Here is a 21,307-nt window from a genome sequence, read left to right as displayed (position 1 = left end):
ATTTGCCTGGCGGCGACAGCGCGGTGGTCCCACCTGACCCCATGCCGAACTCAGAAGTGAAACGCCGTAGCGCCGATGGTAGTGTGGGGTCTCCCCATGTGAGAGTAGGGAACTGCCAGGCATCAAACAAAGCAGAAAGCTCAGTCGAAAGGCTGAGCTTTTTGTTTTGTCTGTTGTCTGTCGGTGAGCGCTCTCCTGAGGAGGACAAATCCGCCGGGAGCGGATTTGAACGTTGCGCAGCAACGGCCCGGAGGGTGGCGGGCAGGACGCCCGCCATAAACTGCCAGGCATCAAACAAGTGAAGAGCCCATCCTGACGGATGGGCTTTTTGCGTTTCAGTGGACCGGGCAGCATGCCGGCATATCTCCCCCGGTGGTGCTGCGCTGACCGGGGCTACAAACCGGGGCTGACTGGTAGCCCGGACAAGGTGCGCAGCACCGCCTCCGGGGAGGCCCCCTGTCAGCCGATGCTATTCATTAAAGTCTGTGTTAAGAAGCAATCCCTACCGATAAACTGCTAATGCCTCTCTAACCAACTTGCAATAAATGTCGCGATCTGTGGAACATCATTTAAATCCAACTGCGGAAGTGATGTCGCGATCGGCACATCGCTGGCCACGGCGATGGTATGCTCATCAATCACCAACTCTTCTACACAATGGCCGCTGTTTTGCCGAAAAAGTAGGATCTTCGGCAAGGGTTCATGTTTGAACCCCTCCACTAAAACCAGGTCCAGTTTGCTGGCATCCATTCGACTGACAAGCCACGTGAGATCTAATTCCGGCGTCTCTGGCGTCTCCGTCATCAACGCCCAGCGCTGTTCGCTGGCGACAATGGTTTGCGCAGCGCCCGCCTTACGTAATTCATAGCTATCTTTGCCGGGTTTATCGACGTCCATATCATGATGGGTATGTTTTATCAGTCCGGGACGCAGACCTCTGACGCACAGCTCAGGGATAAGACGCTTTAATAATGTTGTTTTTCCGGTACCGCTCCATGCGGCGATCGCCAGTAATGGGATCATGATGGCTCCTGCATCTGCTGCAAATCATCAAGCGTATTTACATTGATGAACGCTGATTTCACATCGCTGAAATTCACCGGGCGCCCACCCACTTGACGCATAAAGACCATTACCCGGCGTTCTCCACTGGTAAGGTAGGCCTCGAGGTCCGGGATGATTTGTCGATGCACGAGCGCAACGGCGGGATGATCCCGTTCGCCGTCATGGGCCCAAACGACCGGCGCAGCATCTTTCTGCTGTACAAAGCGCTCCACCAAAAAGGACGGAATGAACGGCGTGTCGCAGGGGCAAAAAACAAACCATGGACTTGTAACCTGCTGCATCACAGCAAGCATTCCGGCCAGTGGTCCCTGATAATCCTCCTGTATATCTCTAAAGACCGGATATCCACTGGCACGCCACTGTTCAAGATGACGGTTGGCGCTAATGACTAACGCATCAACCTGCGGGGCTAATGCCTCTGCGACGTGACGCCAGAGAGGGCGTCCATTGAGCAGCTGTAATCCTTTATCAATGCCGCCCATTCGCGTGGCTCTGCCGCCCGCCAGCACGACGCCGGTTATCGCCTCGCTTTGCATATGAATATCGCCTCTTTCATTGTGGGATTGACCCTGTTAACTTGTCCCTATCAAGAGTAAGGAGCATGACCATGAAATGTAAACGTCTGAATGAAGTAATTGAACTCCTCCAGCCTGCCTGGCAGAAAGAGCCTGAACTGAATCTGATGCAATTTTTGCAGAAACTGGCGAAAGAGGCTGGCTATGATGGCGAACTGAGCGATCTTTCCGACGATATTCTGATCTATCACCTGAAGATGCGTGACTCTTCTAAAGATGCCATCATCCCAGGTATTCAGAAGGATTATGAAGAGGACTTTAAAACCGCACTGCTGCGCGCCCGCGGGGTAATAAAAGAGTAAAAGGTTGTAAGCGCTGCCGCGTAAAGTGCAATGAGATGATATCCTGAACTATTCGTACGATTATCGGATGTCAGGATGCACGGTAAGGCTTTTACTTTTCAGACGCTTCGCCCGGATACCATTATCGATGGGTTATTCGATCTGGGTATGCGGGTGGATTCCGGTCTCACTCCGCTAAACAGCTATGAGAACCGCGTTTATCAGTTCCAGGACGAAGAGCGCCATCGCTATGTGGTAAAGTTCTATCGTCCTGAGCGCTGGTCCGCAGAACAGATCCTTGAAGAACACCAGTTTGCGCTTCAGCTTGTAGAAGATGAAGTGCCTGTTGCTGCGCCGCTCTTATTTAACGACAGCACGCTTCATCAGCATCAGGGATTCTACTTTGCCGTTTTCCCAAGCCTTGGCGGTCGTCAGTTCGAAGCGGATAACCTTGATCAGATGGAATGGGTTGGCCGCTATCTGGGGCGCCTGCACCAGACTGGCCGCAAACAGCGCTTTACTGCCCGCCCGGAAATTGGCGTGCAGGAGTACCTGCTGGAACCGCGCCAGGTGTTTGAACAGGCGACGCTTATCCCCTCTGGCCTGAAGGCCGATTTTCTGAAGGCGACCGATAAACTCATTGCTGCCGTCATGGAGCAATGGCACGGCTGTGGGAACACGTTACGCCTGCACGGTGACTGCCATGCGGGTAATATCCTCTGGCGCGACGGGCCACTGTTTGTCGACTTAGACGATGCGCGAACCGGCCCGGCGATTCAGGATCTGTGGATGCTGCTTATCGGCGATAAGGCTGAACAGCGTATGCAGCTAGAGACCATCGTCGAGGCCTATGAGGAATTCAGCCCCTTTAACAGCGATGAAATCGCGCTAATTGAACCTTTACGCGCTATGCGGCTGGTTTATTATCTGGCGTGGTTGCTCAGACGCTGGGACGATCCCGCTTTCCCGGTCAATTTCCCCTGGTTAACCGGGGAGGATTACTGGCGGGGGCAGACGTCGACTTTTCTTGAGCAGGTGAAGGTTCTACAGGAACCCCCGCTTCAGTTAACGCCAATGTATTAATGTGATATATCCAGGAGAGAGTAAATCATGAAAAAAGTTTGGCTGGCGCTGGCTGGTATGATTCTGGCTTTTAGTGCATCCGCTGCCCAGATCACCGATGGCAAGCAGTACATCACCCTTGATAAGCCGATTGCTGGCGAGCCGCAGGTGCTCGAGTTCTTTTCATTCTATTGCCCGCACTGCTACCAGTTTGAAGAAGTGCTGCATGTTTCTGACAATGTGCGTCAGAAACTGCCGGAAGGCACCAAAATGACCAAATACCACGTTGAGTTCCTGGGCCCTCTGGGCAAGGATCTGACGCAGGCATGGGCGGTGGCCATCGCTCTGGGCGTTGAAGATAAAATTACTGCGCCGATGTTCGAAGCCGTGCAGAAAACCCAGACCGTGCAGAGCGTGGCTGACATTCGTAAGGTGTTCGTCGATGCTGGCGTGAAAGGGGAAGACTACGATGCCGCTTGGAATAGCTTCGTGGTGAAATCTCTGGTCGCTCAGCAAGAGAAAGCGGCAGCCGATCTGCAGTTGCAGGGGGTACCGGCTATGTATGTTAATGGTAAATACCAGCTGAACCCGCAGGGGATGGACACCAGCAATATGGATGTCTTCGTCGCTCAGTATGCGGATACCGTGAAGCAACTGGTAGAGAAGAAATAAAAAAAACGCCGGTCACTGACCGGCGTTACTTTAGCTGTTCTGGCTGTGACTACCTTTCTTTGTCCCGCATGATGTCAGTCAACTGACGGTCTTTCTCTTCCCATAGCCCATTCAGCCAGCGCTGGAAGCCGCGCTTAAAGTTCTTATCGTTAACGTAATCGCCGTGCAGCTCTTCACCAATAGGGACCAGATTGATTCGTACTACAATGCGCGTCAGGCGGCCGCTCAGCATGTCGTAAAATGGCCTTGTATTGTTCTCCGGGTAGCACAGCGTGACATTCAGTAGTTTATCGAACTGCGAACCGAGTACGTTGAGCGCCATGGCGATGCCTGCCGCTTTAGGCGGTAGCAGGTTATCGTAAGGCGAGCGCGTCTCGCGTTTTTTGGCTTCGGTAAAACGCGAGCCTTCCACGAAATTGACGATAGTCGTCGGATGCGCGCGGAATTTTTCACACGAACGGCGGGTGGTTTCGACATCTTTACCGCGGCGTTCTGGATGTCTAATAAGGTAACTGCGCGAATAGCGGCGCATAAAGGGCATATCCAGCGCCCAGCAGGCGAGGCCGATGAAGGGTACCCATGCCAGCTGCTGTTTAAGGAAGTACTTATTCATCGGAATATGCTTGCGGAACAGCACGCACAACACCACGATGTCTGCCCAGCTATGGTGGTTACTGATCAGCAGATACCAGTTCTTTTTATTTAAGCCTTCCAGACCCTCGACGTCCCATTTAAGCCAGGGATTGAGATACAACAGCAGCGCCAGCCCTTCGCACCAGCAATACATCATAAAATTGCAAAAAACAGATATAGATCGCCATACCGCTGGAATGGGAACCAGCAGTTTAATCAGCCCGGCGACGATGATCGGTACAGAGCAGATAATGGTGACTAAGATGGTTAAGGCGATACTCAGCGGAAGTGTTATCGCAGCGAGTAATCTCGACATAGTTAGTTTATTCAGAAAGTTAGGCTGACAAAGAGCGCCTTTAAGCTGCGCAAGAGGCTGATTTTACCAGAAAACGCGGTAAATAACGGATCTTACGAGAACAGAAAAAAACAAGGATCTTCTATCCACATGGAACATTGGGTCATCAAATTGATGCCATGATCACCGATATGTTTTTAATTGGCTGATATATAAAGAGTAATACTATTTATTCGTTTTTTTTCAGGGGCGGATAAGCTGACGTTGTAAAACTATGCACAAAGTTATCCACAAACAAAGTTGTCCGGCGATCGCGACGATCGTTGAATCTTTTCCACGAAATGTGGGAAAAATTCAGGATTTCATGCCCGTCTGTGGCATCCTTTATCCATAATCTGATAAACAGGCACGGAAATTATGGTTCAGATCCCAGAAAACCCTCTCATCCTCGTTGACGGCTCCTCCTATCTTTATCGGGCGTATCATGCGTTTCCGCCGCTGACTAACAGCGCAGGGGAGCCGACCGGGGCTATGTACGGCGTACTGAATATGCTGCGCAGTTTGATCCTGCAGTATCAGCCGTCTCATGCCGTCGTGGTCTTTGATGCGAAAGGGAAAACCTTCCGTGATGAATTGTTCGAACACTACAAGTCCCACCGCCCGCCGATGCCGGACGATCTGCGTGCGCAGATCGAGCCTTTGCATAAGATGGTGAAAGCGATGGGGCTGCCGCTGATGGCGGTTCCGGGCGTCGAAGCCGACGATGTGATAGGCACCCTGGCACGGGAAGCAGAAAGGGCGGGCCGTCCGGTGCTGATCAGCACCGGTGATAAAGACATGGCTCAGCTGGTGACGCCGGGGATCACCCTGATCAATACCATGACTAACACTATCCTCGGACCGGATGAGGTCGTCACCAAGTATGGCGTCCCGCCGGAGCTGATTATCGATTTCCTGGCACTGATGGGCGATTCCTCGGATAACATTCCCGGCGTGCCGGGCGTGGGTGAGAAGACCGCCCAGGCGCTGCTGCAAGGCCTTGGCGGCCTTGATACGCTGTATGCGGAACCGGAGAAAATTGCTGAACTGAGCTTCCGCGGCGCGAAAACGATGGCGGCGAAGCTGGAACAGAACAAGGACGTGGCTTATCTCTCTTATCAGCTGGCGACCATTAAAACCGACGTCGAGCTGGAGCTCACGTGCGAAGAGCTGGAGGTGCAGCCGCCGGCGGCTGATGATCTGCTGGCGCTGTTCAGGCAGTACGAATTTAAGCGCTGGACAACCGACGTTGAGGCCGGGAAATGGCTGCAGGCCAAGGGCGGCAAACCGGCCGCGAAACCTGCAGAGCCTGCGGCAGCGGCACAAGCAGAAGCAGAGGATGAACCGGCCTCCGCCCTTTCAGCAGAGCACTATGTCACTATCCTTGATGAGGCCACGCTGGTCACCTGGATCGATAAGCTGAAGCAGGCGCCGCTCTTTGCCTTTGATACGGAAACCGACAGCCTGGATAACATCTCCGCCAATATGGTCGGTCTTTCATTCGCGGTTGAGCCGGGCGTGGCCGCCTATGTTCCCGTGGCGCATGATTATCTTGATGCACCGGATCAGATCCCCCGCGAGCGCGTACTGGCGTTGCTTAAACCGCTGTTGGAGGATGAGAAGCTGCTCAAGGTCGGGCAAAATCTCAAATACGATCGTGGTATTTTGGCCAACTACGACATTGAGCTGCGCGGGATTGCGTTCGATACCATGCTGGAATCCTACATTCTCGACAGCGTGGCGGGCCGTCACGATATGGACAGTCTTTCCGACCGCTGGCTGAAGCATAAAACCATTACCTTTGAAGAGATCGCCGGTAAAGGTAAGAACCAGCTCACCTTTAACCAGATTGCACTGGAGGAGGCTGGCCGCTACGCGGCGGAAGATGCCGACGTCACGCTCCAGCTGCATCTGAAGATGTGGCCGAAGCTGCAGCAGCATGAAGGTCCGCTGAATATCTTTAAGCATATCGAAATGCCGCTGGTGCCGGTGCTGTCACGTGTTGAACGCAATGGCGTGAAAATCGATCCCGCTGTGCTGCATGCGCATTCGCAGGAGATCGCTCTGCGTCTGGTAGAGCTGGAGCAGCGCGCGCATGATATTGCCGGGGAAGTGTTCAATCTCTCTTCCACCAAGCAACTGCAAACGATTCTGTTTGAGAAACAGGGCATCAAGCCGCTGAAGAAGACGCCGGGCGGCGCGCCGTCCACGTCTGAAGAGGTCCTGGAAGAGCTGGCGCTGGATTATCCGTTGCCGAAAGTGATTCTGGAATATCGCGGGCTGGCGAAACTGAAATCGACCTATACCGATAAACTGCCGCTGATGATTAACCCCAAAACGGGGCGCGTGCATACCTCCTATCATCAGGCGGTCACTGCTACCGGCCGTTTATCGTCTACCGATCCAAACCTGCAAAATATCCCAGTGCGTAACGAAGAAGGACGGCGTATTCGCCAGGCGTTTATCGCGCCGGAAGAATACGTCATTGTCTCAGCAGACTACTCGCAAATCGAACTGCGTATTATGGCGCACCTGTCGCGGGATAAAGGCCTGCTGACCGCTTTCGCAGAAGGGAAGGATATTCACCGGGCGACGGCGGCTGAAGTGTTTGGCTTACCACTGGACAGCGTCAGCAGCGAACAACGCCGCAGTGCGAAAGCCATCAACTTCGGTCTCATCTATGGTATGAGCGCCTTCGGCCTGGCCCGCCAGCTGAACATCCCGCGTAAAGAAGCACAGAAGTATATGGATCTTTATTTCGAGCGTTATCCGGGCGTCCTGGAGTATATGGAGCGCACCCGCGCTCAGGCGAAAGAGCAAGGGTACGTTGAAACGCTGGATGGCCGTCGACTCTATCTGCCGGATATCAAATCCAGCAATGGTGCCCGTCGCGCCGGCGCGGAACGTGCGGCGATCAACGCCCCGATGCAGGGGACGGCGGCGGACATTATCAAGCGGGCGATGATTGCTGTTGATGAATGGCTGCGGAAGGAGCAACCTCGCGTGCGGATGATCATGCAGGTTCACGATGAACTGGTCTTTGAAGTGCATAAAGATGAGCTCGATGCCGTGTCGAAAAAGATCCATGAACTGATGGAGAACAGCACTACGCTGGCGGTACCGCTGCTGGTGGAAGTCGGTAGTGGTGAAAACTGGGATCAAGCGCACTAAGTATACAAAGCGCAAAGCGATTTTCTGTAAGTAAGCAACATAACTTATAGCGTTTTGTGAGGATCATTTGAATTTGCTATGTAAATAGTGAAAAAAAACTACAAAAAATGCTTTATCCGTGAGCGAAAGAAGAGTAGAGTTAATCGCGTAGGGTACAGAGGTAAGATGTTCTATCTTTCAGACCTTTTACTTCACGTAATCGGATTTGGCTGAATATTTTAGCCGCCCCGGTCATTTATGACCGGGGCGTTTTTTATTGCGCGAAAGAAAAGTTTGATGCAGTTAAAACCGCGTAATATGAACGTCCGGATAGGGCGCTACGCGCCGTTATCCGGAAAAAGCGGGGTTACTCGGCGTCTTCGACGGCTTCTTGCGGCGGGATTTCGTTAAACCAGCTATCCAGCTTCTGTCGCAGCTTATCCACGCCAGATTTTTTCAGCGAGGAGAAGGGTTCAACCTGGACATCGCCATTGAAGGCCAGTACCGCTTCTCGCACCATATTCACTTGCGCTTTACGCGCGCCGCTGGCGAGCTTATCGGCTTTGGTCAGCAGGACCAGAACCTGAATATCACTTTCTACCGCCCATTCGATCATTTGTTGATCGAGATCTTTAAGGGGGTGGCGAATATCCATCAGCACCACCAGGCCTTTCAGGCACAGACGTTTTTCCAGGTACTCTCCTAGCGCACGCTGCCACTTGATCTTCATCTCTTCGGGTACTTGCGCATAACCATAGCCGGGCAGGTCAACCAGGCGTTTGCCCTCGGCGACTTCGAACAGGTTAATCAGCTGCGTACGTCCAGGAGTCTTGGAGGTCCGCGCCAGGCTCTTCTGGTTGGTCAGCGTATTCAGCGCGCTGGATTTTCCCGCGTTGGAGCGGCCGGCGAACGCCACTTCAATACCGGTATCGGCAGGAAGATGGCGGATATCTGGCGCGCTAGTGACAAAGTGCGTCAGTTGATAATTCCAGTTGGTCAAGACGGTCGTCTCCGTTAAAACAGGCTATGGCAGGGATTATACCTGAACAGCAGAAAAAGGCTGTTTTTACCGCACGCCGTTCCTGTAAGTAAAAACCATATGGTTTGTGAGACATTGACTATTCTTCGTATAGGACATACCTGAGAATAATAAGACGATAAAGATATAATGCATTGAAAATAAAAGAGTTATAAAAATAGAGAAATCTGAAAATGTTTTTTTAACGGCCTGGCTGGTTGTCGATTTTTGTCAACAGGGTAAAGTAATACACAACGGCGGGGATGCTGAAAGGATTAAGACTCAGGACGAGGGGTCAGGAAGCGCCAGGAGGCGAAGACCACAGGATAGTCAGGATGACGCGCGTCTTGGAGACGTTTCAAAGGGAAAAGGAAGAAACAGGGACCGTTGGACGCTAAGGGAAAGACAGGGTAAGTCGTTAGCGAACAGGGAAAGAAGAAGCCCGTTAAGGGTGGTCAGTGAGGAAAAAGGCGACAGAGTAATCTGTCGCCTTTTTTCTTTGCTTGCTTTCTGCTAGATTCCGCCTCAATTCTATACTGAATAATACTGTCTGAAGATTACATACCATGAAAAAACCGACATCCGCCACCCGTGGCAAATCCGGCCGCAAGTCGCGTGAAGAAATAAATCAGGAAGCTCGCGATCGCAAACGGCAAAAGAAACATCGTGGCCACGCGGCGGGAAGTCGCGCGAACGGCGGCGATGCGGCTTCAGCGGGCAAAAAACAGAGCCAGACGCAAGACCCACGCGTCGGTAGTAAAAAACCGATCCCGCTGGGCGTGAGCGAAAGCAGCACCCCGGCCCCCAAGCAGCATAAACCAAAGAGCGAGAAACCTATGCTTTCACCGCAGGCTGAGCTGGAGTTGCTGGAGAATGATGAGCGCCTGGATGCGCTGCTGGAACGTCTGGAAGAGGGCGGCACCCTGAATGCTGAAGAGCAGAGCTGGGTGGACGCCAAACTGGATCGCATTGATGAGCTGATGCAGCAGCTCGGCCTCTCTTACGATGACGAAGATGAAGAAGAGGAAGAACGTCAGGAAGATATGATGCGTCTGCTGAAGGGTGGAAACTAACATTTGCATCCCATCGGATTCCCGGTACTGCTTATAACCCTTCTGGTTATATGTTATCTGCTGTGGTTATTCGTTAAACTACGACGGTTGTCGCGGCGTCAGAAATGGCTGCGCAACCGGCTCATGACCCGCGGTGCGGTGAGGCCGGGACGGCGTACCCGTCGGCGGCACCATCGGAAGGAGTGAGCATGTCTGAGCAGATAATCGACTGGGATCTGGCCCTGATCCAGAAATATAACTATTCCGGGCCGCGCTATACCTCGTATCCCACCGCGCTGGAGTTTTCAGCGCAATTCGGCGCGGCGGAATTCGAAGCCGCTGTGGCCCGTTATCCACAGCGGCCCCTGTCGCTGTACGTGCATATCCCTTTTTGCCATAAGCTGTGTTATTTCTGCGGCTGCAATAAGATAGTCACCCGCCAGCAGCATAAGGCCGATCAATATCTCGATGTCCTTGAACAGGAGATCATCCGCCGCGCGCCGCTGTTTGCCTGTCGCCAGGTTAAACAACTGCACTGGGGTGGCGGCACGCCAACCTATCTCAATAAGGCGCAAATCAGTCGCCTGATGAATCTGTTGCGCAGCCACTTCCATTTCAGCGCGGAAGCCGAGATCTCCATTGAGGTCGATCCACGTGAGATCGAGCTGGATGTCCTCGATCATTTACGCACCGAGGGTTTCAACCGCCTGAGTATGGGCGTGCAGGACTTCAATAAAGAGGTTCAGCGTCTGGTTAACCGTGAGCAGGATGAAGCGTTCATCTTTGATTTGCTCAACCATGCGCGGGAGATTGGTTTTACCTCGACCAATATCGACCTCATCTACGGCCTGCCGAAGCAAACGCCGGAGAGCTTTGCCTTTACCCTGCAAAAGGTCGCTGAGCTCAATCCTGACCGCCTGAGCGTGTTTAACTATGCGCATCTGCCCACGCTCTTTGCCGCACAGCGGAAAATTAAAGATGCCGATCTGCCCTCCGCTGAACAGAAGCTGGAGATCCTGCAGGAGACCATCGGTTCACTGACGGCGGCAGGCTATCAGTTTATCGGCATGGACCACTTTGCTCGCCCAGACGATGAATTAGCGGTCGCGCAACGTCACGGCATACTGCACCGCAATTTCCAGGGCTACACCACCCAGGGGGATACCGATCTGCTGGGAATGGGCGTTTCGGCGATCAGCATGATTGGCGACAGCTACGCTCAGAACCAAAAAGAGCTGAAGCAATACTACCAGCAGGTGGCAGAGCAAGGGGACGCCCTGTGGCGCGGGATCGCGTTAACCCGTGATGACTGTTTACGTCGTGACGTGATTAAGGCGTTGATCTGTAATTTCCGTCTGGATATTGAGGCAGTAGAGGCGCAGTGGGATGTGGATTTTCAGTCTTATTTTGCGGAAGACCTGAAGCTACTGGCGCCGTTGGCACATGACGGGCTGGTGGCTGTGGATGATAAGGCCATTCAGGTGACGGCGAAAGGCCGCCTGCTGATCCGCAATATCTGTATGTGCTTTGACGCGTATCTACGGCAAAAGGCTCGGATGCAGCAGTTCTCACGGGTCATTTAATGTTTTCCCCCTCTCCGACGGAAGAGGGGGAACAATTAGCTGAACAGCCCGACCAGCGCAGCGCACAGAACGGCTGCGACTGCCGTCTGTGGCGTGTGACTCGCAGCGGCGCCGCTCGATATCATACTCACCAGTGATTCAAACATGATGCTCTCCCGTAATGCCGGGCACGATCATACTCAACTCATCGGAACAGTAAAGTACAAAATAGCAGCACTTTGCGCTGAACGGCTAATTTTCATCATGCCGTTAATCACTACTCCATTCCCAGCTCTTTTAGCTTACGCGTCAGGGTATTACGACCCCATCCCAGCAGGCGTGCGGCTTCCTGCTTGTGACCTTGCGTGTGGCGCAGGGCGGTTGTCAGCAGCGTGCGTTCCATTTCAGGTTGCGCTTCTGAGAGCAGGTTTTGATGACCGGAGCGCAGCGCCCGATCGGCCCACTGACCCAGCAGCGTCGCCCAGCTATCGGGCTGCATCTGCGTCGGGCTGTCCGGAACCGTGGTCTCAAACAGTTCGCTCGGCAGATCCTGCGTCAGCACTTCCTGGCCGGCGGCCATCACGGTGAGCCAGCGACAGGTATTTTCCAGCTGACGGACGTTGCCAGGCCACGCCAGGCGAGTCAGCGCTGTCTCCGTTTCCGGATGCAGCTGTTTGGCTTCAACGCCGAGCTCGCGGGCGGCTATCTGCAGAAAATGGCGAGCCAGACGTGGAATATCTTCCCGGCGCTCGCGCAGCGGCGGTAAATGTACCCGGATCACGTTCAGGCGGTGGAATAAATCTTCACGGAATTTCCCCTCCTGCACGCGCTGTTCCAGGTTCTGGTGGGTGGCGGCGATAATCCGCACATCAACCTTCACCGGCGCGTAGCCGCCCACGCGATAAAACTGGCCATCCGCCAGCACGCGCAGAAGACGAGTCTGCACATCAAGCGGCATATCGCCAATTTCATCCAGGAATAGCGTGCCGCCGTCAGCCTGTTCGAAGCGTCCCTGGCGGACGGTATTGGCGCCGGTAAAGGCCCCTTTTTCATGACCGAACAGCTCGGACTCAATCAGGTCCTTGGGGATTGCTGCCATATTGAGCGCGATAAACGGCGCTTTTGAACGTGGACTATGACGATGCAGGGCGTGAGCGACGAGCTCTTTACCGGTACCGGATTCGCCATTGATCAGCACGCTGATGGATGAGCGCGACAAGCGGCCAATAATGCGAAAGACATCCTGCATTGCCGGCGCTTCGCCGATGATGTCCGCAGTTGGGCTGCTTATCGGCGCATTTCGCGGCTGTTGCTGCTCCTGGTAGTGGCTTATCGCCCGATCGACCAGGGCGACGGCTTCATCAATATCAAAAGGTTTGGGCAGATAATCAAACGCGCCTTGCTGATAGGCGCTAACCGCAGCGTCCAGATCGGAATGTGCGGTCATTATGATGACCGGAAGCATTGGATGACGCTGCTTAATCTGTTTGAGCAGCGCCAGACCATCCATTCCCGGCATACGGATATCTGACAGCAGTACATCCGGGGTTTTGGTGGTGAGGGCATCTAGCACCTCATTGCCGCTTTCGAACGTTGTGCAGCTCAAGCCGGCTCCGGTGAGCGCGCGTTCAAGCACCCAGCGGATGGAGCTATCGTCATCAACGATCCAGGCTATCCCTCGTTGCATAAACACCTCTACTTCCGAATAGGCAGGTATACCGAAAATTCGGTATGACCCGGCCAGCTGGTGAATTCAATTTTGCCGGAGTGCTGATCGATAAGGCTGCGGGCAATAGATAAGCCCAGGCCGGTACCGCCTTCGCGGCCGCTGACCATCGGATAAAACAGCGTATCCTGGAGATGGGGCGGAATACCCGGGCCATTATCTTCAACGTCAATACGTGCGGCGAGGCGATAACGCACCCCGTGCAGCGTCAGCTGGAAAGCGGTGCGGGTGCGGAGAACAATTTCGCCCCCTTCCGGCCCCAGCGCCTGCAGCGCATTACGGACGATGTTCAGCAACACCTGTTCAATTTGATCCGGGTCGTGGGGCAGCTCTGGTAGGCTGGGGTCGTAATCACGGATTAACTTCACGTTGTCCGGTAACTCCATGGAGACCAGTTTCACTACCCGCTCGGCGACTTTATGGATACTTTCAGTAACGTGCATGCCCGGATGCTGTGGCCCAAGCAGGCGATCGACCAGATTTCTCAGCCGGTCAGCCTGCTCGATGATCACTTTGGTATATTCCGTTAGCGCCGGGTCGGGCAGGGCTTTGCTGAGCAGCTGTGCCGCGCCGCGCAGGCCACCTAACGGGTTTTTTATCTCATGTGCCAGGCCGCGGACCAGATCGCGGGCGGCGACCTGCTGTGCGTGCTGCAGTTGCTCCTGGCTCAGGCGGCGCTGGTTATCCATTGGCGCCATTTCCAGCAAAATAAAGCCTTCCGGTAGCCGCTGGGCGGTCAGAGACAGGATGTGTGAGCGGCCATCGATAACCAGCGTGACTTCGTTATCGGTAAAACCCTGGCCCGCCTGCAGACTCTCCTGCATCAGCCCAATATTCAATGAGAAATAGCTCAACAGCTCAGGTAACGGGGTGCCAAACAGCTTGCGTGAACTCTGCGCCAGCAGCTGCTGCGCCGCAGGGTTGGCAAAGTGCACCGCCAGGTCATCATCGACCAGTAAGATACTGTTGATTAGAGAGTTAAGGATCTGCCCAGCATCGGGCAGTGTGCCTGTTGCCATTCGACAGTCTCCTGAAAATGAGTGCACCAATTTAGTGCATTATAGCTTTTTATCGGTAAAAAGCTCGCGAGATCAGCGTGTTGGTGGAGAAAAAAGCCCATCCTGAGATGGGCTGAAAGTTTCCACGGCAACAAAATATCCCGGGCATCCCGCGCCACAACACGACATACCCTGGATTTACAGCAAAATTAGACGCTGTAGTACAGTTCGAACTCAACCGGATGCGGAGTCATGCGTACGCGGTCGTTCTCTTCCAGACGCAGGGCGATGTAAGCATCGATAGCGTCATTGGTGAACACGCCGCCAGCCGTCAGGAACTCGCGGTCAGCATCCAGGGCCTGCAGGGCTTCTTCCAGAGAACCAGCAACCTGCGGGATCTCTTTCGCTTCTTCCGGCGGCAGGTCGTACAGGTTTTTGTCCATTGCTTCGCCCGGATGGATTTTGTTCTTGATACCATCAAGGCCAGCCATCAGCAGCGCTGCAAAGCACAGGTACGGGTTGGCAGCCGGGTCCGGGAAGCGCACTTCGATACGACGCGCTTTCGGAGAGGTCACCACCGGAATACGGATGGAGGCAGAGCGGTTACGCGCAGAGTAAGCCAGCATAACCGGCGCTTCGTAACCCGGGACCAGACGCTTGTAGGAGTTGGTGGTCGGGTTCGCCAGGGCGTTAATCGCTTTAGCGTGTTTGATTACGCCGCCGATGTAGAACAGCGCCTGCTCAGACAGACCTGCGTATTTGTCGCCGGAGAACAGGTTAGTCCCGTTTTTCGCCAGAGACATATGGCAGTGCATGCCGGAGCCGTTGTCGCCGAACATTGGTTTCGGCATAAAGGTCGCGGTTTTACCGAAGCGGTGAGCGACGTTGTGAACAACGTATTTGTAAATCTGAATTTCATCCGCTTTTTTGGTCATGGTGTTGAAGCGAGTTGCCACTTCGTTCTGACCTGCGGTTGCCACTTCGTGGTGGTGAGCTTCAACAACCAGACCCATCTCTTCCATGATCATACACATGGTGGAGCGGATATCCTGTGAAGAGTCTACTGGCGGAACCGGGAAGTAACCCCCTTTCACGCCCGGACGGTGACCTTTGTTACCGCCTTCGTATTTGGTGGAGGAGTTCCACGCACCTTCGATGTCATCGATCGCGACATGGGAGCCAGAGATAGAGGCGCCGAAGCGGACGTCGTCGAACAGGAAGAATTCTGGTTCTGGCCCGAACAGGACGGTATCAGCGATGCCGGTGGCGCGCAGGTACTCTTCAGCGCGTTTCGCGATGGAGCGCGGGTCGCGGTCATAGCCCTGCAGGGTGCCTGGTTCGAGGATATCGCAGCGGATGATCAGCGTCGGTTCTTCGAAGAACGGGTCAATGACCGCGGTGGAGGCGTCTGGCATCAGGACCATGTCAGATTCGTTGATACCTTTCCAGCCACCAATCGAGGAGCCATCAAACATTTTGCCTTCTTCGAAGAATTCGGCATTTACCTGATGAGACGGAATCGTGACGTGCTGTTCTTTACCTTTGGTATCGGTGAAGCGCAGATCGACAAACTTCACTTCGTGCTCGTTCAGCATCGTCAAAACGTGTTCAGCGGACATACTTAAACTCTCCCGGATTGGTCATTGTCGTCGTGGTAACGAAAACTTCATACTGCTTAAAAGTGGCGTTGTTGCCTTAAAAAATATAAAGCGAAATCTGTGCCAACTTTTAAATGCCCTATAAAACGCTGTATCATGCGCACCATAGTGCAAAAGGACTGCACCATGATGGAGATAATGCACCAAAGTAGTGCCTCAGTGTGAACATTGAGCACCATTTTGGTGCAATTTTTGTTACGGTGCCCTTTTATCGCTCCGTGAAAGCGGTCACAAAGAAACTCTGCAATACTTGTTTGCGGAGGATGTTTGTGATCCTGTTCAGTCCTTCGCTTAATACGTGTACAATAACGCGCTATTTCTAATGCCTGAGGCAAAGTTGTGATCGAAAATCTGCGTAATATCGCCATCATCGCGCACGTTGACCATGGTAAAACTACCCTGGTTGACAAGCTGCTACAGCAATCCGGTACGTTCGACGCACGTACTGAAGCACAAGAACGTGTGATGGACTCCAACGATTTGGAGAAAGAGCGTGGGATTACCATCCTCGCTAAAAACACCGCAATCAAATGGAATGATTACCGTATCAACATCGTTGATACCCCAGGGCACGCCGACTTCGGAGGTGAGGTTGAGCGTGTTATGTCCATGGTTGACTCTGTGCTGCTGGTGGTCGATGCCTTTGATGGCCCGATGCCGCAAACGCGCTTCGTGACCAAAAAAGCTTTTGCCCACGGCCTGAAGCCGATCGTGGTCATCAACAAAGTTGACCGCCCGGGCGCCCGTCCGGACTGGGTTGTCGATCAGGTGTTCGACCTGTTCGTTAACCTTGATGCGACCGACGAACAGCTGGACTTCCCGATCGTTTACGCGTCCGCGCTGAACGGTATCGCGGGTCTGGACCACGAAGACATGGCTGACGACATGACCCCGCTGTATCAGGCGATTGTTGATCGCGTGCCGGCGCCGGACGTTGACCTTGACGGTCCGCTGCAGATGCAGATTTCCCAGCTGGACTACAACAACTATGTTGGCGTCATCGGTATCGGCCGCATCAAACGCGGTAAAGTGAAGCCGAACCAGCAGGTCACTATCATCGATAGCGAAGGCAAAACCCGTAACGGTAAAGTCGGTAAAGTTCTGACTCACCTGGGTCTGGAGCGTATCGAGAGCGACGTAGCCGAAGCTGGCGACATCATCGCGATCACCGGTCTGGGCGAGCTGAACATCTCCGACACCATCTGCGATCCGCAGAATGTTGAAGCGCTGCCGGCACTGTCCGTTGATGAACCGACCGTAACCATGTTCTTCAACGTCAACACCTCTCCGTTCTGTGGTAAAGAAGGTAAGTTCGTTACCTCTCGCCAGATTCTGGACCGTCTGAACAAAGAGCTGGTGCACAACGTGGCGCTGCGCGTCGAAGAGACTCAGGACGCTGATGCATTCCGCGTTTCTGGTCGTGGCGAACTGCACCTGTCCGTTCTGATTGAAAACATGCGTCGTGAAGGTTTCGAGATGGCGGTTTCCCGTCCGAAAGTTATCTTCCGCGAAATCGACGGCCGTAAACAAGAGCCGTTCGAAAACGTGACGCTGGACGTCGAAGAGCAGCACCAGGGTTCTGTCATGCAGGCGCTGGGCGAGCGTAAAGGCGACCTGAAAAACATGAATCCAGACGGTAAAGGCCGCGTACGTCTCGACTACGTGATCCCAAGCCGTGGTCTGATCGGCTTCCGTTCAGAGTTCATGACCATGACTTCTGGTACCGGTCTGCTGTACTCCACCTTCAGCCACTACGACGACGTTCGTCCGGGCGAAGTGGGCCAGCGTAACAACGGCGTACTGATCTCTAACGGTCAGGGTAAAGCGGTTGCGTTCGCCCTGTTCGGTCTGCAGGATCGCGGTAAGCTGTTCCTCGGCCACGGTGCTGAAGTTTACGAAGGCCAGATCATCGGTATTCACAGTCGTTCTAACGACCTGACGGTAAACTGCCTGACCGGTAAGAAACTGACCAACATGCGTGCGTCCGGTACTGACGAAGCAACGGTTCTGGTTCCGCCGATTAAGATGACCCTGGAGCAGGCTCTGGAGTTCATCGATGACGACGAACTGGTAGAAGTGACCCCTACGTCTATCCGTATCCGTAAACGTCACCTGACTGAGAACGACCGTAAACGCGCGATGCGCGGTGCAAAAGAAGAGTAATTTTTCTTCTTGTTGTTCGCTAAACCCCGCCTCTTCGGCGGGGTTTTTTTATGGGCGGTCTCTGCCTGTCGTCGCGCTATTTCCGAGTTGCCGAGAGAGATCGGTCACATTTATACCTAAAGTTTGTGTGAGGAATTGCTTTCTTTTTTTGCGGAAGAGTAAGATGAGTTATCTGGTTTAAACCAAATGGATTAAACAATGACTGAAAATATCTCCACTGTTGAAAATGCGAAAGAGAAACTGGATCTGTGGCTTAAGCAAGGGCTGACGGCTGCGGGGGGAAAACTCCCTTCAGAAAGAGAGCTTGGTGAGCTACTGGGCATCAAACGGATGACGCTGCGTCAGGCGCTGCTTAGCCTGGAAGCGGAATCGAGGATTTTTCGTAAAGACCGTAAAGGATGGTTTGTCGCCCAGCCGCGTTTTAACTATAGCCCAGAGCTCTCAGCGAGCTTTCAGCGAGCCGCCATTGAGCAGGGCAGAGAACCCTCATGGGGCTTTAATGAAAAACAGCGAACCCGAGACTATCCCGACGTTGCTAAACCCCTGCTGGATGTTATTCCGTCTGATGATTTATATCTGGTAACCGGCTGGGGAGCGCTTGAAGGGCATAAAGTTTTCTACCACGAGACCTTTATCAACCCTAACGTCGCGCCAGATTTTATTGACCGGTTGAAGAACCAGTCTTTTTCCTCCGTCTGGGAGCGTGAATATCATAAGCCAGTGGTGATTAAAAAACTGGCTTTTAGACCCGTCAGAATGTCGGGCGATGTGAGCAAATTCATCGGCGGCTCTGCAGGTCTGCCGGCTATTCTGATAGAAAAACACCGTGCCGATAGTGCAGGTAATATTGTGCAGATAGATCTCGAATACTGGCGATTTGAGGCTGTGGATCTCTTTATTAACTTGTAGGTATTTTATGGTCACTAAAGATAACGCCGGGAAGATCCTTTCCCGTATTGATAACATACCACTCTACCTTCATGCCTATGCCTATCATTTGAATATGCGGCTTGAACGTATTTTACCTAATGATTTGCTGGTCATCGCAGATAGCCTGCATTTAAAAGGGGTAAAAATACATGTTCTTGATGGCGAGCGCTACTCGCTGAGCAATATGAATGATATCCAGTTAGCCGAGTTTGGAGATAAAGCAAAATCGTTGCAACTGGATATTCATATCGAGACCAGCGCCTCCGATAAACAAACAATCGATCAGGCCGTCACTATCGCTTTAAAAACAGGCGCATCATCCGTTCGCTTTTATCCTCGTTATGAAGGACATTTGCACGACGTTATTGAAAAAATTTCCACCGACATTCAATACATTAAACAAGCATATAGCCATACTGGCCTGACGTTTACCCTTGAGCAACATGAAGATCTGAAAAGCGTTGAACTGGTAAATTTAATTAAACACAGCGAAATGCCAACGCTATCGCTTCTTTTTGACTTCGCCAATATGATCAACGCCAATGAACGACCTCTTGAGGCGTTAGCGTTGATGTCACCTTACATTACGCAGGTTCATATTAAAGACGCCTGTATTATTGCTGAGAACGGTGGACTTGGGCATCGGGCCTGTAACTCAGGCCAGGGCGATATGCCATTTAAGGCGCTGCTGACGAAATTAATTTGTCTCGGCGATGACCAGCCGCAGGTCATGGCGTACGGCCTGGAAGAGGAGGTGGATTACTATGCACCCCCGTTCCGTTTTGCAACGGAAGGTGACAACCCGTGGATCCCGTGGCGGCAAATGAGCGAAACTCCGCTACCTGATGCTGACCAGCTTGAAGAGCGGCTGCTGAAAGAAAAGCAGGATGCGATTGCGCAACTGAAACATGTCGAAGATACATTGCAAATAATAAAAAACGAAGCGCTTACCGTGCTGGCACACTAAATTTATCGATAATTCGTTATACCGGGTCATCATTTTTAATAAATGATGATGGTCTGTTATCTTCCTTAAACCAAATGATGTTAAATCATTAGGGGATCCTATGCTCACAAAAAAGAAATGGGCTATATTCAGTTTATTAACCTTGTGCGGCGGCACCATTTATAAACTGCCCTCACTGAAAGATGCCTTTTATATTCCAATGCAGGACTATTTTCATCTGACTAATGGCCAGATAGGTAATGCCATGTCGGTGAACTCAGTGGTGACCACGATTGGTTTTTTCCTGTCAATTTACTTTGCCGATAAGCTTCCTCGCCGTTACACCATGTCGTTGTCACTGATTGCAACAGGCTTATTAGGGATCTATCTGACGACGATGCCTGGATATTGGGGAATTCTCTTCGTTTGGGCCTTATTTGGCGTTACCTGCGATATGATGAACTGGCCGGTGCTATTAAAGTCGGTAAGTCGGCTGGGCAACAGCGAACAACAGGGGCGGTTATTTGGCTTCTTTGAAACCGGGCGGGGGGTTGTCGACACGATTATTGCCTTCTCTGCTTTAGCTATTTTTACCTGGTTTGGTAGCGGTTTGCTGGGTTTTAAAGCCGGGATCTGGTTCTATGCTCTCATCGTGATTGTTGTCGGGATCATGCTGTTTTTTATGTTGAAAGAAAAGGATGAGGATGCGCCTGAGAAAGCTATCACCGAGAGCGCCACAGAGAAAAGTAGCATCTCTTCGGTATTAAAAGATAAAACCATCTGGCTCATCGCATTTAACGTCTTCTTCGTTTACGCCGTTTACTGCGGACTCACTTTCTTTATCCCCTTCCTGAAAAATATCTACCTGTTGCCAGTAGCGCTGGTGGGCGCCTACGGCATCATTAATCAGTATTGTTTAAAAATGGTTGGCGGACCGATTGGTGGCCTGATAGCCGATAAAATTCTTAAGTCGCCAAGCAAATATCTCTTTTATACCTTCTGTGTGAGTACCCTGGCCTTAGTGGCGTTAATATTGCTGCCCCATGAAAGTATGCCGGTCTATCTGGGTATGATCTGCACTCTGGGATTTGGTGCAATTGTGTTTACGCAGCGAGCGGTATTCTTTGCCCCGATCGGTGAAGCAAAAATCGCTGAAAACCGGACCGGCGCAGCCATGGCGCTGGGGAGCTTTATCGGTTATGCGCCGGCCATGTTCTGCTACAGCCTGTATGGCTACATTCTTGACCTCAACCCAGGTCTGGCAGGCTACAAGATAGTCTTTGGCATCATGGCGGGCTTTGCGCTCTGTGGCGCGTTCGTCTCGGTCATGTTAGTGAAACGAATTAGCGGTGGCAGGAAAATGCTGCGCGCTGCGACGGAATAACCTCCCGTCTCATTCTGTTTATTCAAAGCCGCGTTATGCGGCTTTGTTCGTCAGTGGCTGGCGGCCCACGCGGTTGTTTCAGGTTTATACATAGTCAA

Annotated in this window: 18 protein-coding genes and 1 rRNA gene; 11 read left to right on the top strand and 8 right to left on the bottom strand. The window is 52.7% G+C overall.

From position 1 onward, the window contains the following. Positions 1 to 5 precede the first annotated feature (5 nt). Positions 6 to 121, top strand: a 5S ribosomal RNA gene (rrf, locus tag CWM54_RS25460). 395 nt (positions 122 to 516) lie between these two features. On the opposite strand, the gene mobB is transcribed toward rrf, so the two are convergent. After that, positions 517 to 1,023, bottom strand: coding sequence for a molybdopterin-guanine dinucleotide biosynthesis protein MobB (gene mobB / locus CWM54_RS25455; protein ID WP_100698910.1), 507 nt, complete (start codon positions 1,021 to 1,023; stop codon positions 517 to 519). After that, positions 1,020 to 1,601, bottom strand: coding sequence for a molybdenum cofactor guanylyltransferase MobA (mobA, locus tag CWM54_RS25450; RefSeq protein WP_100698908.1), 582 nt, complete (start codon positions 1,599 to 1,601; stop codon positions 1,020 to 1,022). Before mobA ends, mobB begins: the two co-directional genes overlap by 4 nt. Positions 1,602 to 1,672: 71 nt before the next feature. Between mobA and CWM54_RS25445 the strand changes: the two genes are divergently transcribed. The 3 genes from CWM54_RS25445 to dsbA all read left to right on the top strand — a co-directional run bounded on the left by CWM54_RS25445 (position 1,673) and on the right by dsbA (position 3,655). Further along, the gene (locus CWM54_RS25445; protein WP_061156277.1) at positions 1,673 to 1,942 is read left to right on the top strand and encodes a YihD family protein; all 270 of its coding nucleotides are present in this window, start codon (positions 1,673 to 1,675) and stop codon (positions 1,940 to 1,942) included. A 75-nt stretch (positions 1,943 to 2,017) separates the two neighbouring features. Beyond that, positions 2,018 to 3,004: a serine/threonine protein kinase gene (locus CWM54_RS25440; protein WP_100682001.1), complete on the top strand. Its 987-nt coding sequence runs from the start codon at positions 2,018 to 2,020 to the stop codon at positions 3,002 to 3,004. A gap of 27 nt (positions 3,005 to 3,031) precedes the next feature. Beyond that, positions 3,032 to 3,655 carry a thiol:disulfide interchange protein DsbA gene (gene dsbA / locus CWM54_RS25435; protein WP_008807917.1) on the top strand — a complete coding sequence of 208 codons (624 nt, stop codon included), beginning with the start codon at positions 3,032 to 3,034 and terminating at the stop codon, positions 3,653 to 3,655. A 49-nt stretch (positions 3,656 to 3,704) separates the two neighbouring features. On the opposite strand, the gene CWM54_RS25430 is transcribed toward dsbA, so the two are convergent. Then, positions 3,705 to 4,604 (bottom strand): acyltransferase, encoded by a 900-nt coding sequence (locus tag CWM54_RS25430; RefSeq protein WP_100682002.1) that lies wholly within the window; start codon positions 4,602 to 4,604, stop codon positions 3,705 to 3,707. A 396-nt stretch (positions 4,605 to 5,000) separates the two neighbouring features. Between CWM54_RS25430 and polA the strand changes: the two genes are divergently transcribed. Then, on the top strand, positions 5,001 to 7,793 hold the full coding sequence (gene polA, locus CWM54_RS25425) for a DNA polymerase I (RefSeq protein WP_061156274.1): 2,793 nt from the start codon (positions 5,001 to 5,003) through the stop codon (positions 7,791 to 7,793). A gap of 346 nt (positions 7,794 to 8,139) precedes the next feature. On the opposite strand, the gene yihA is transcribed toward polA, so the two are convergent. Then, positions 8,140 to 8,772, bottom strand: coding sequence for a ribosome biogenesis GTP-binding protein YihA/YsxC (yihA, locus tag CWM54_RS25420; RefSeq protein WP_048996322.1), 633 nt, complete (start codon positions 8,770 to 8,772; stop codon positions 8,140 to 8,142). A gap of 584 nt (positions 8,773 to 9,356) precedes the next feature. Here yihA and yihI point away from each other — a divergent pair. Further along, positions 9,357 to 9,863, top strand: coding sequence for a Der GTPase-activating protein YihI (gene yihI, locus CWM54_RS25415; RefSeq protein ID WP_061156272.1), 507 nt, complete (start codon positions 9,357 to 9,359; stop codon positions 9,861 to 9,863). A gap of 188 nt (positions 9,864 to 10,051) precedes the next feature. Further along, on the top strand, positions 10,052 to 11,425 hold the full coding sequence (gene hemN / locus CWM54_RS25405) for an oxygen-independent coproporphyrinogen III oxidase (RefSeq protein WP_100698906.1): 1,374 nt from the start codon (positions 10,052 to 10,054) through the stop codon (positions 11,423 to 11,425). A 35-nt stretch (positions 11,426 to 11,460) separates the two neighbouring features. Here the strand turns inward: hemN and CWM54_RS28925 are convergent, their stop codons facing one another. The 4 genes from CWM54_RS28925 to glnA form a co-directional block, all read right to left on the bottom strand. Then, on the bottom strand, positions 11,461 to 11,571 hold the full coding sequence (locus CWM54_RS28925) for a YshB family small membrane protein (protein WP_004152951.1): 111 nt from the start codon (positions 11,569 to 11,571) through the stop codon (positions 11,461 to 11,463). A 110-nt stretch (positions 11,572 to 11,681) separates the two neighbouring features. Then, positions 11,682 to 13,091 (bottom strand): nitrogen regulation protein NR(I), encoded by a 1,410-nt coding sequence (gene glnG / locus CWM54_RS25400; protein WP_008807911.1) that lies wholly within the window; start codon positions 13,089 to 13,091, stop codon positions 11,682 to 11,684. Positions 13,092 to 13,099: 8 nt separating this feature from the next. Continuing rightward, positions 13,100 to 14,149, bottom strand: coding sequence for a nitrogen regulation protein NR(II) (gene glnL / locus CWM54_RS25395; protein WP_008807910.1), 1,050 nt, complete (start codon positions 14,147 to 14,149; stop codon positions 13,100 to 13,102). 188 nt (positions 14,150 to 14,337) lie between these two features. Further along, positions 14,338 to 15,747: a glutamate--ammonia ligase gene (gene glnA, locus CWM54_RS25385; RefSeq protein WP_061156270.1), complete on the bottom strand. Its 1,410-nt coding sequence runs from the start codon at positions 15,745 to 15,747 to the stop codon at positions 14,338 to 14,340. A 378-nt stretch (positions 15,748 to 16,125) separates the two neighbouring features. On the opposite strand from glnA, the gene typA reads away from it, so the two are divergent. From typA to CWM54_RS25360, 4 genes are all read left to right on the top strand, one after another. After that, entirely contained in the window at positions 16,126 to 17,949 is a 1,824-nt protein-coding gene (gene typA / locus CWM54_RS25375; RefSeq protein ID WP_061156269.1) for a ribosome-dependent GTPase TypA, read from the top strand. 198 nt (positions 17,950 to 18,147) lie between these two features. Then, complete coding sequence (locus CWM54_RS25370) at positions 18,148 to 18,858, top strand: GntR family transcriptional regulator (RefSeq protein ID WP_100698904.1); 711 nt, start codon at positions 18,148 to 18,150, stop codon at positions 18,856 to 18,858. A gap of 7 nt (positions 18,859 to 18,865) precedes the next feature. After that, positions 18,866 to 19,846: a sugar phosphate isomerase/epimerase family protein gene (locus CWM54_RS25365; RefSeq protein ID WP_100682006.1), complete on the top strand. Its 981-nt coding sequence runs from the start codon at positions 18,866 to 18,868 to the stop codon at positions 19,844 to 19,846. Between the two features lie 100 nt (positions 19,847 to 19,946). Next, a complete protein-coding gene (locus CWM54_RS25360) occupies positions 19,947 to 21,209 on the top strand; it encodes an MFS transporter (protein ID WP_061156266.1) in 1,263 nt (420 codons plus the stop codon). Positions 21,210 to 21,307: the final 98 nt, after the last annotated feature.

Origin of the sequence: Klebsiella sp. D-Nf1 (genome assembly GCF_002810515.1) — a bacterium.
In the GTDB taxonomy this organism is placed as follows: domain Bacteria; phylum Pseudomonadota; class Gammaproteobacteria; order Enterobacterales; family Enterobacteriaceae; genus Klebsiella; species Klebsiella variicola.
Note: the sequence above shows the minus strand (reverse complement) of the source record. Positions and strands in the feature narration are given on the sequence as shown.

What these genes read in the sequence shown, in the direction of transcription:
- polA (WP_061156274.1), top strand. Translation starts at nt 5,001, where the DNA reads ATGGTTCAGATCCCAGAAAACCCTCTCATCCTCGTTGACGGCTCCTCC.
- CWM54_RS25440 (WP_100682001.1), top strand. Translation starts at nt 2,018, where the DNA reads ATGCACGGTAAGGCTTTTACTTTTCAGACGCTTCGCCCGGATACCATT.
- CWM54_RS25370 (WP_100698904.1), top strand. Translation starts at nt 18,148, where the DNA reads ATGACTGAAAATATCTCCACTGTTGAAAATGCGAAAGAGAAACTGGAT.
- glnL (WP_008807910.1), bottom strand. Translation starts at nt 14,149, where the DNA reads ATGGCAACAGGCACACTGCCCGATGCTGGGCAGATCCTTAACTCTCTA.
- CWM54_RS25360 (WP_061156266.1), top strand. Translation starts at nt 19,947, where the DNA reads ATGCTCACAAAAAAGAAATGGGCTATATTCAGTTTATTAACCTTGTGC.
- dsbA (WP_008807917.1), top strand. Translation starts at nt 3,032, where the DNA reads ATGAAAAAAGTTTGGCTGGCGCTGGCTGGTATGATTCTGGCTTTTAGT.
- hemN (WP_100698906.1), top strand. Translation starts at nt 10,052, where the DNA reads ATGTCTGAGCAGATAATCGACTGGGATCTGGCCCTGATCCAGAAATAT.
- CWM54_RS25430 (WP_100682002.1), bottom strand. Translation starts at nt 4,604, where the DNA reads ATGTCGAGATTACTCGCTGCGATAACACTTCCGCTGAGTATCGCCTTA.
- mobB (WP_100698910.1), bottom strand. Translation starts at nt 1,023, where the DNA reads ATGATCCCATTACTGGCGATCGCCGCATGGAGCGGTACCGGAAAAACA.
- CWM54_RS28925 (WP_004152951.1), bottom strand. Translation starts at nt 11,571, where the DNA reads ATGTTTGAATCACTGGTGAGTATGATATCGAGCGGCGCCGCTGCGAGT.
- mobA (WP_100698908.1), bottom strand. Translation starts at nt 1,601, where the DNA reads ATGCAAAGCGAGGCGATAACCGGCGTCGTGCTGGCGGGCGGCAGAGCC.
- glnG (WP_008807911.1), bottom strand. Translation starts at nt 13,091, where the DNA reads ATGCAACGAGGGATAGCCTGGATCGTTGATGACGATAGCTCCATCCGC.
- CWM54_RS25445 (WP_061156277.1), top strand. Translation starts at nt 1,673, where the DNA reads ATGAAATGTAAACGTCTGAATGAAGTAATTGAACTCCTCCAGCCTGCC.
- glnA (WP_061156270.1), bottom strand. Translation starts at nt 15,747, where the DNA reads ATGTCCGCTGAACACGTTTTGACGATGCTGAACGAGCACGAAGTGAAG.
- yihI (WP_061156272.1), top strand. Translation starts at nt 9,357, where the DNA reads ATGAAAAAACCGACATCCGCCACCCGTGGCAAATCCGGCCGCAAGTCG.
- CWM54_RS25365 (WP_100682006.1), top strand. Translation starts at nt 18,866, where the DNA reads ATGGTCACTAAAGATAACGCCGGGAAGATCCTTTCCCGTATTGATAAC.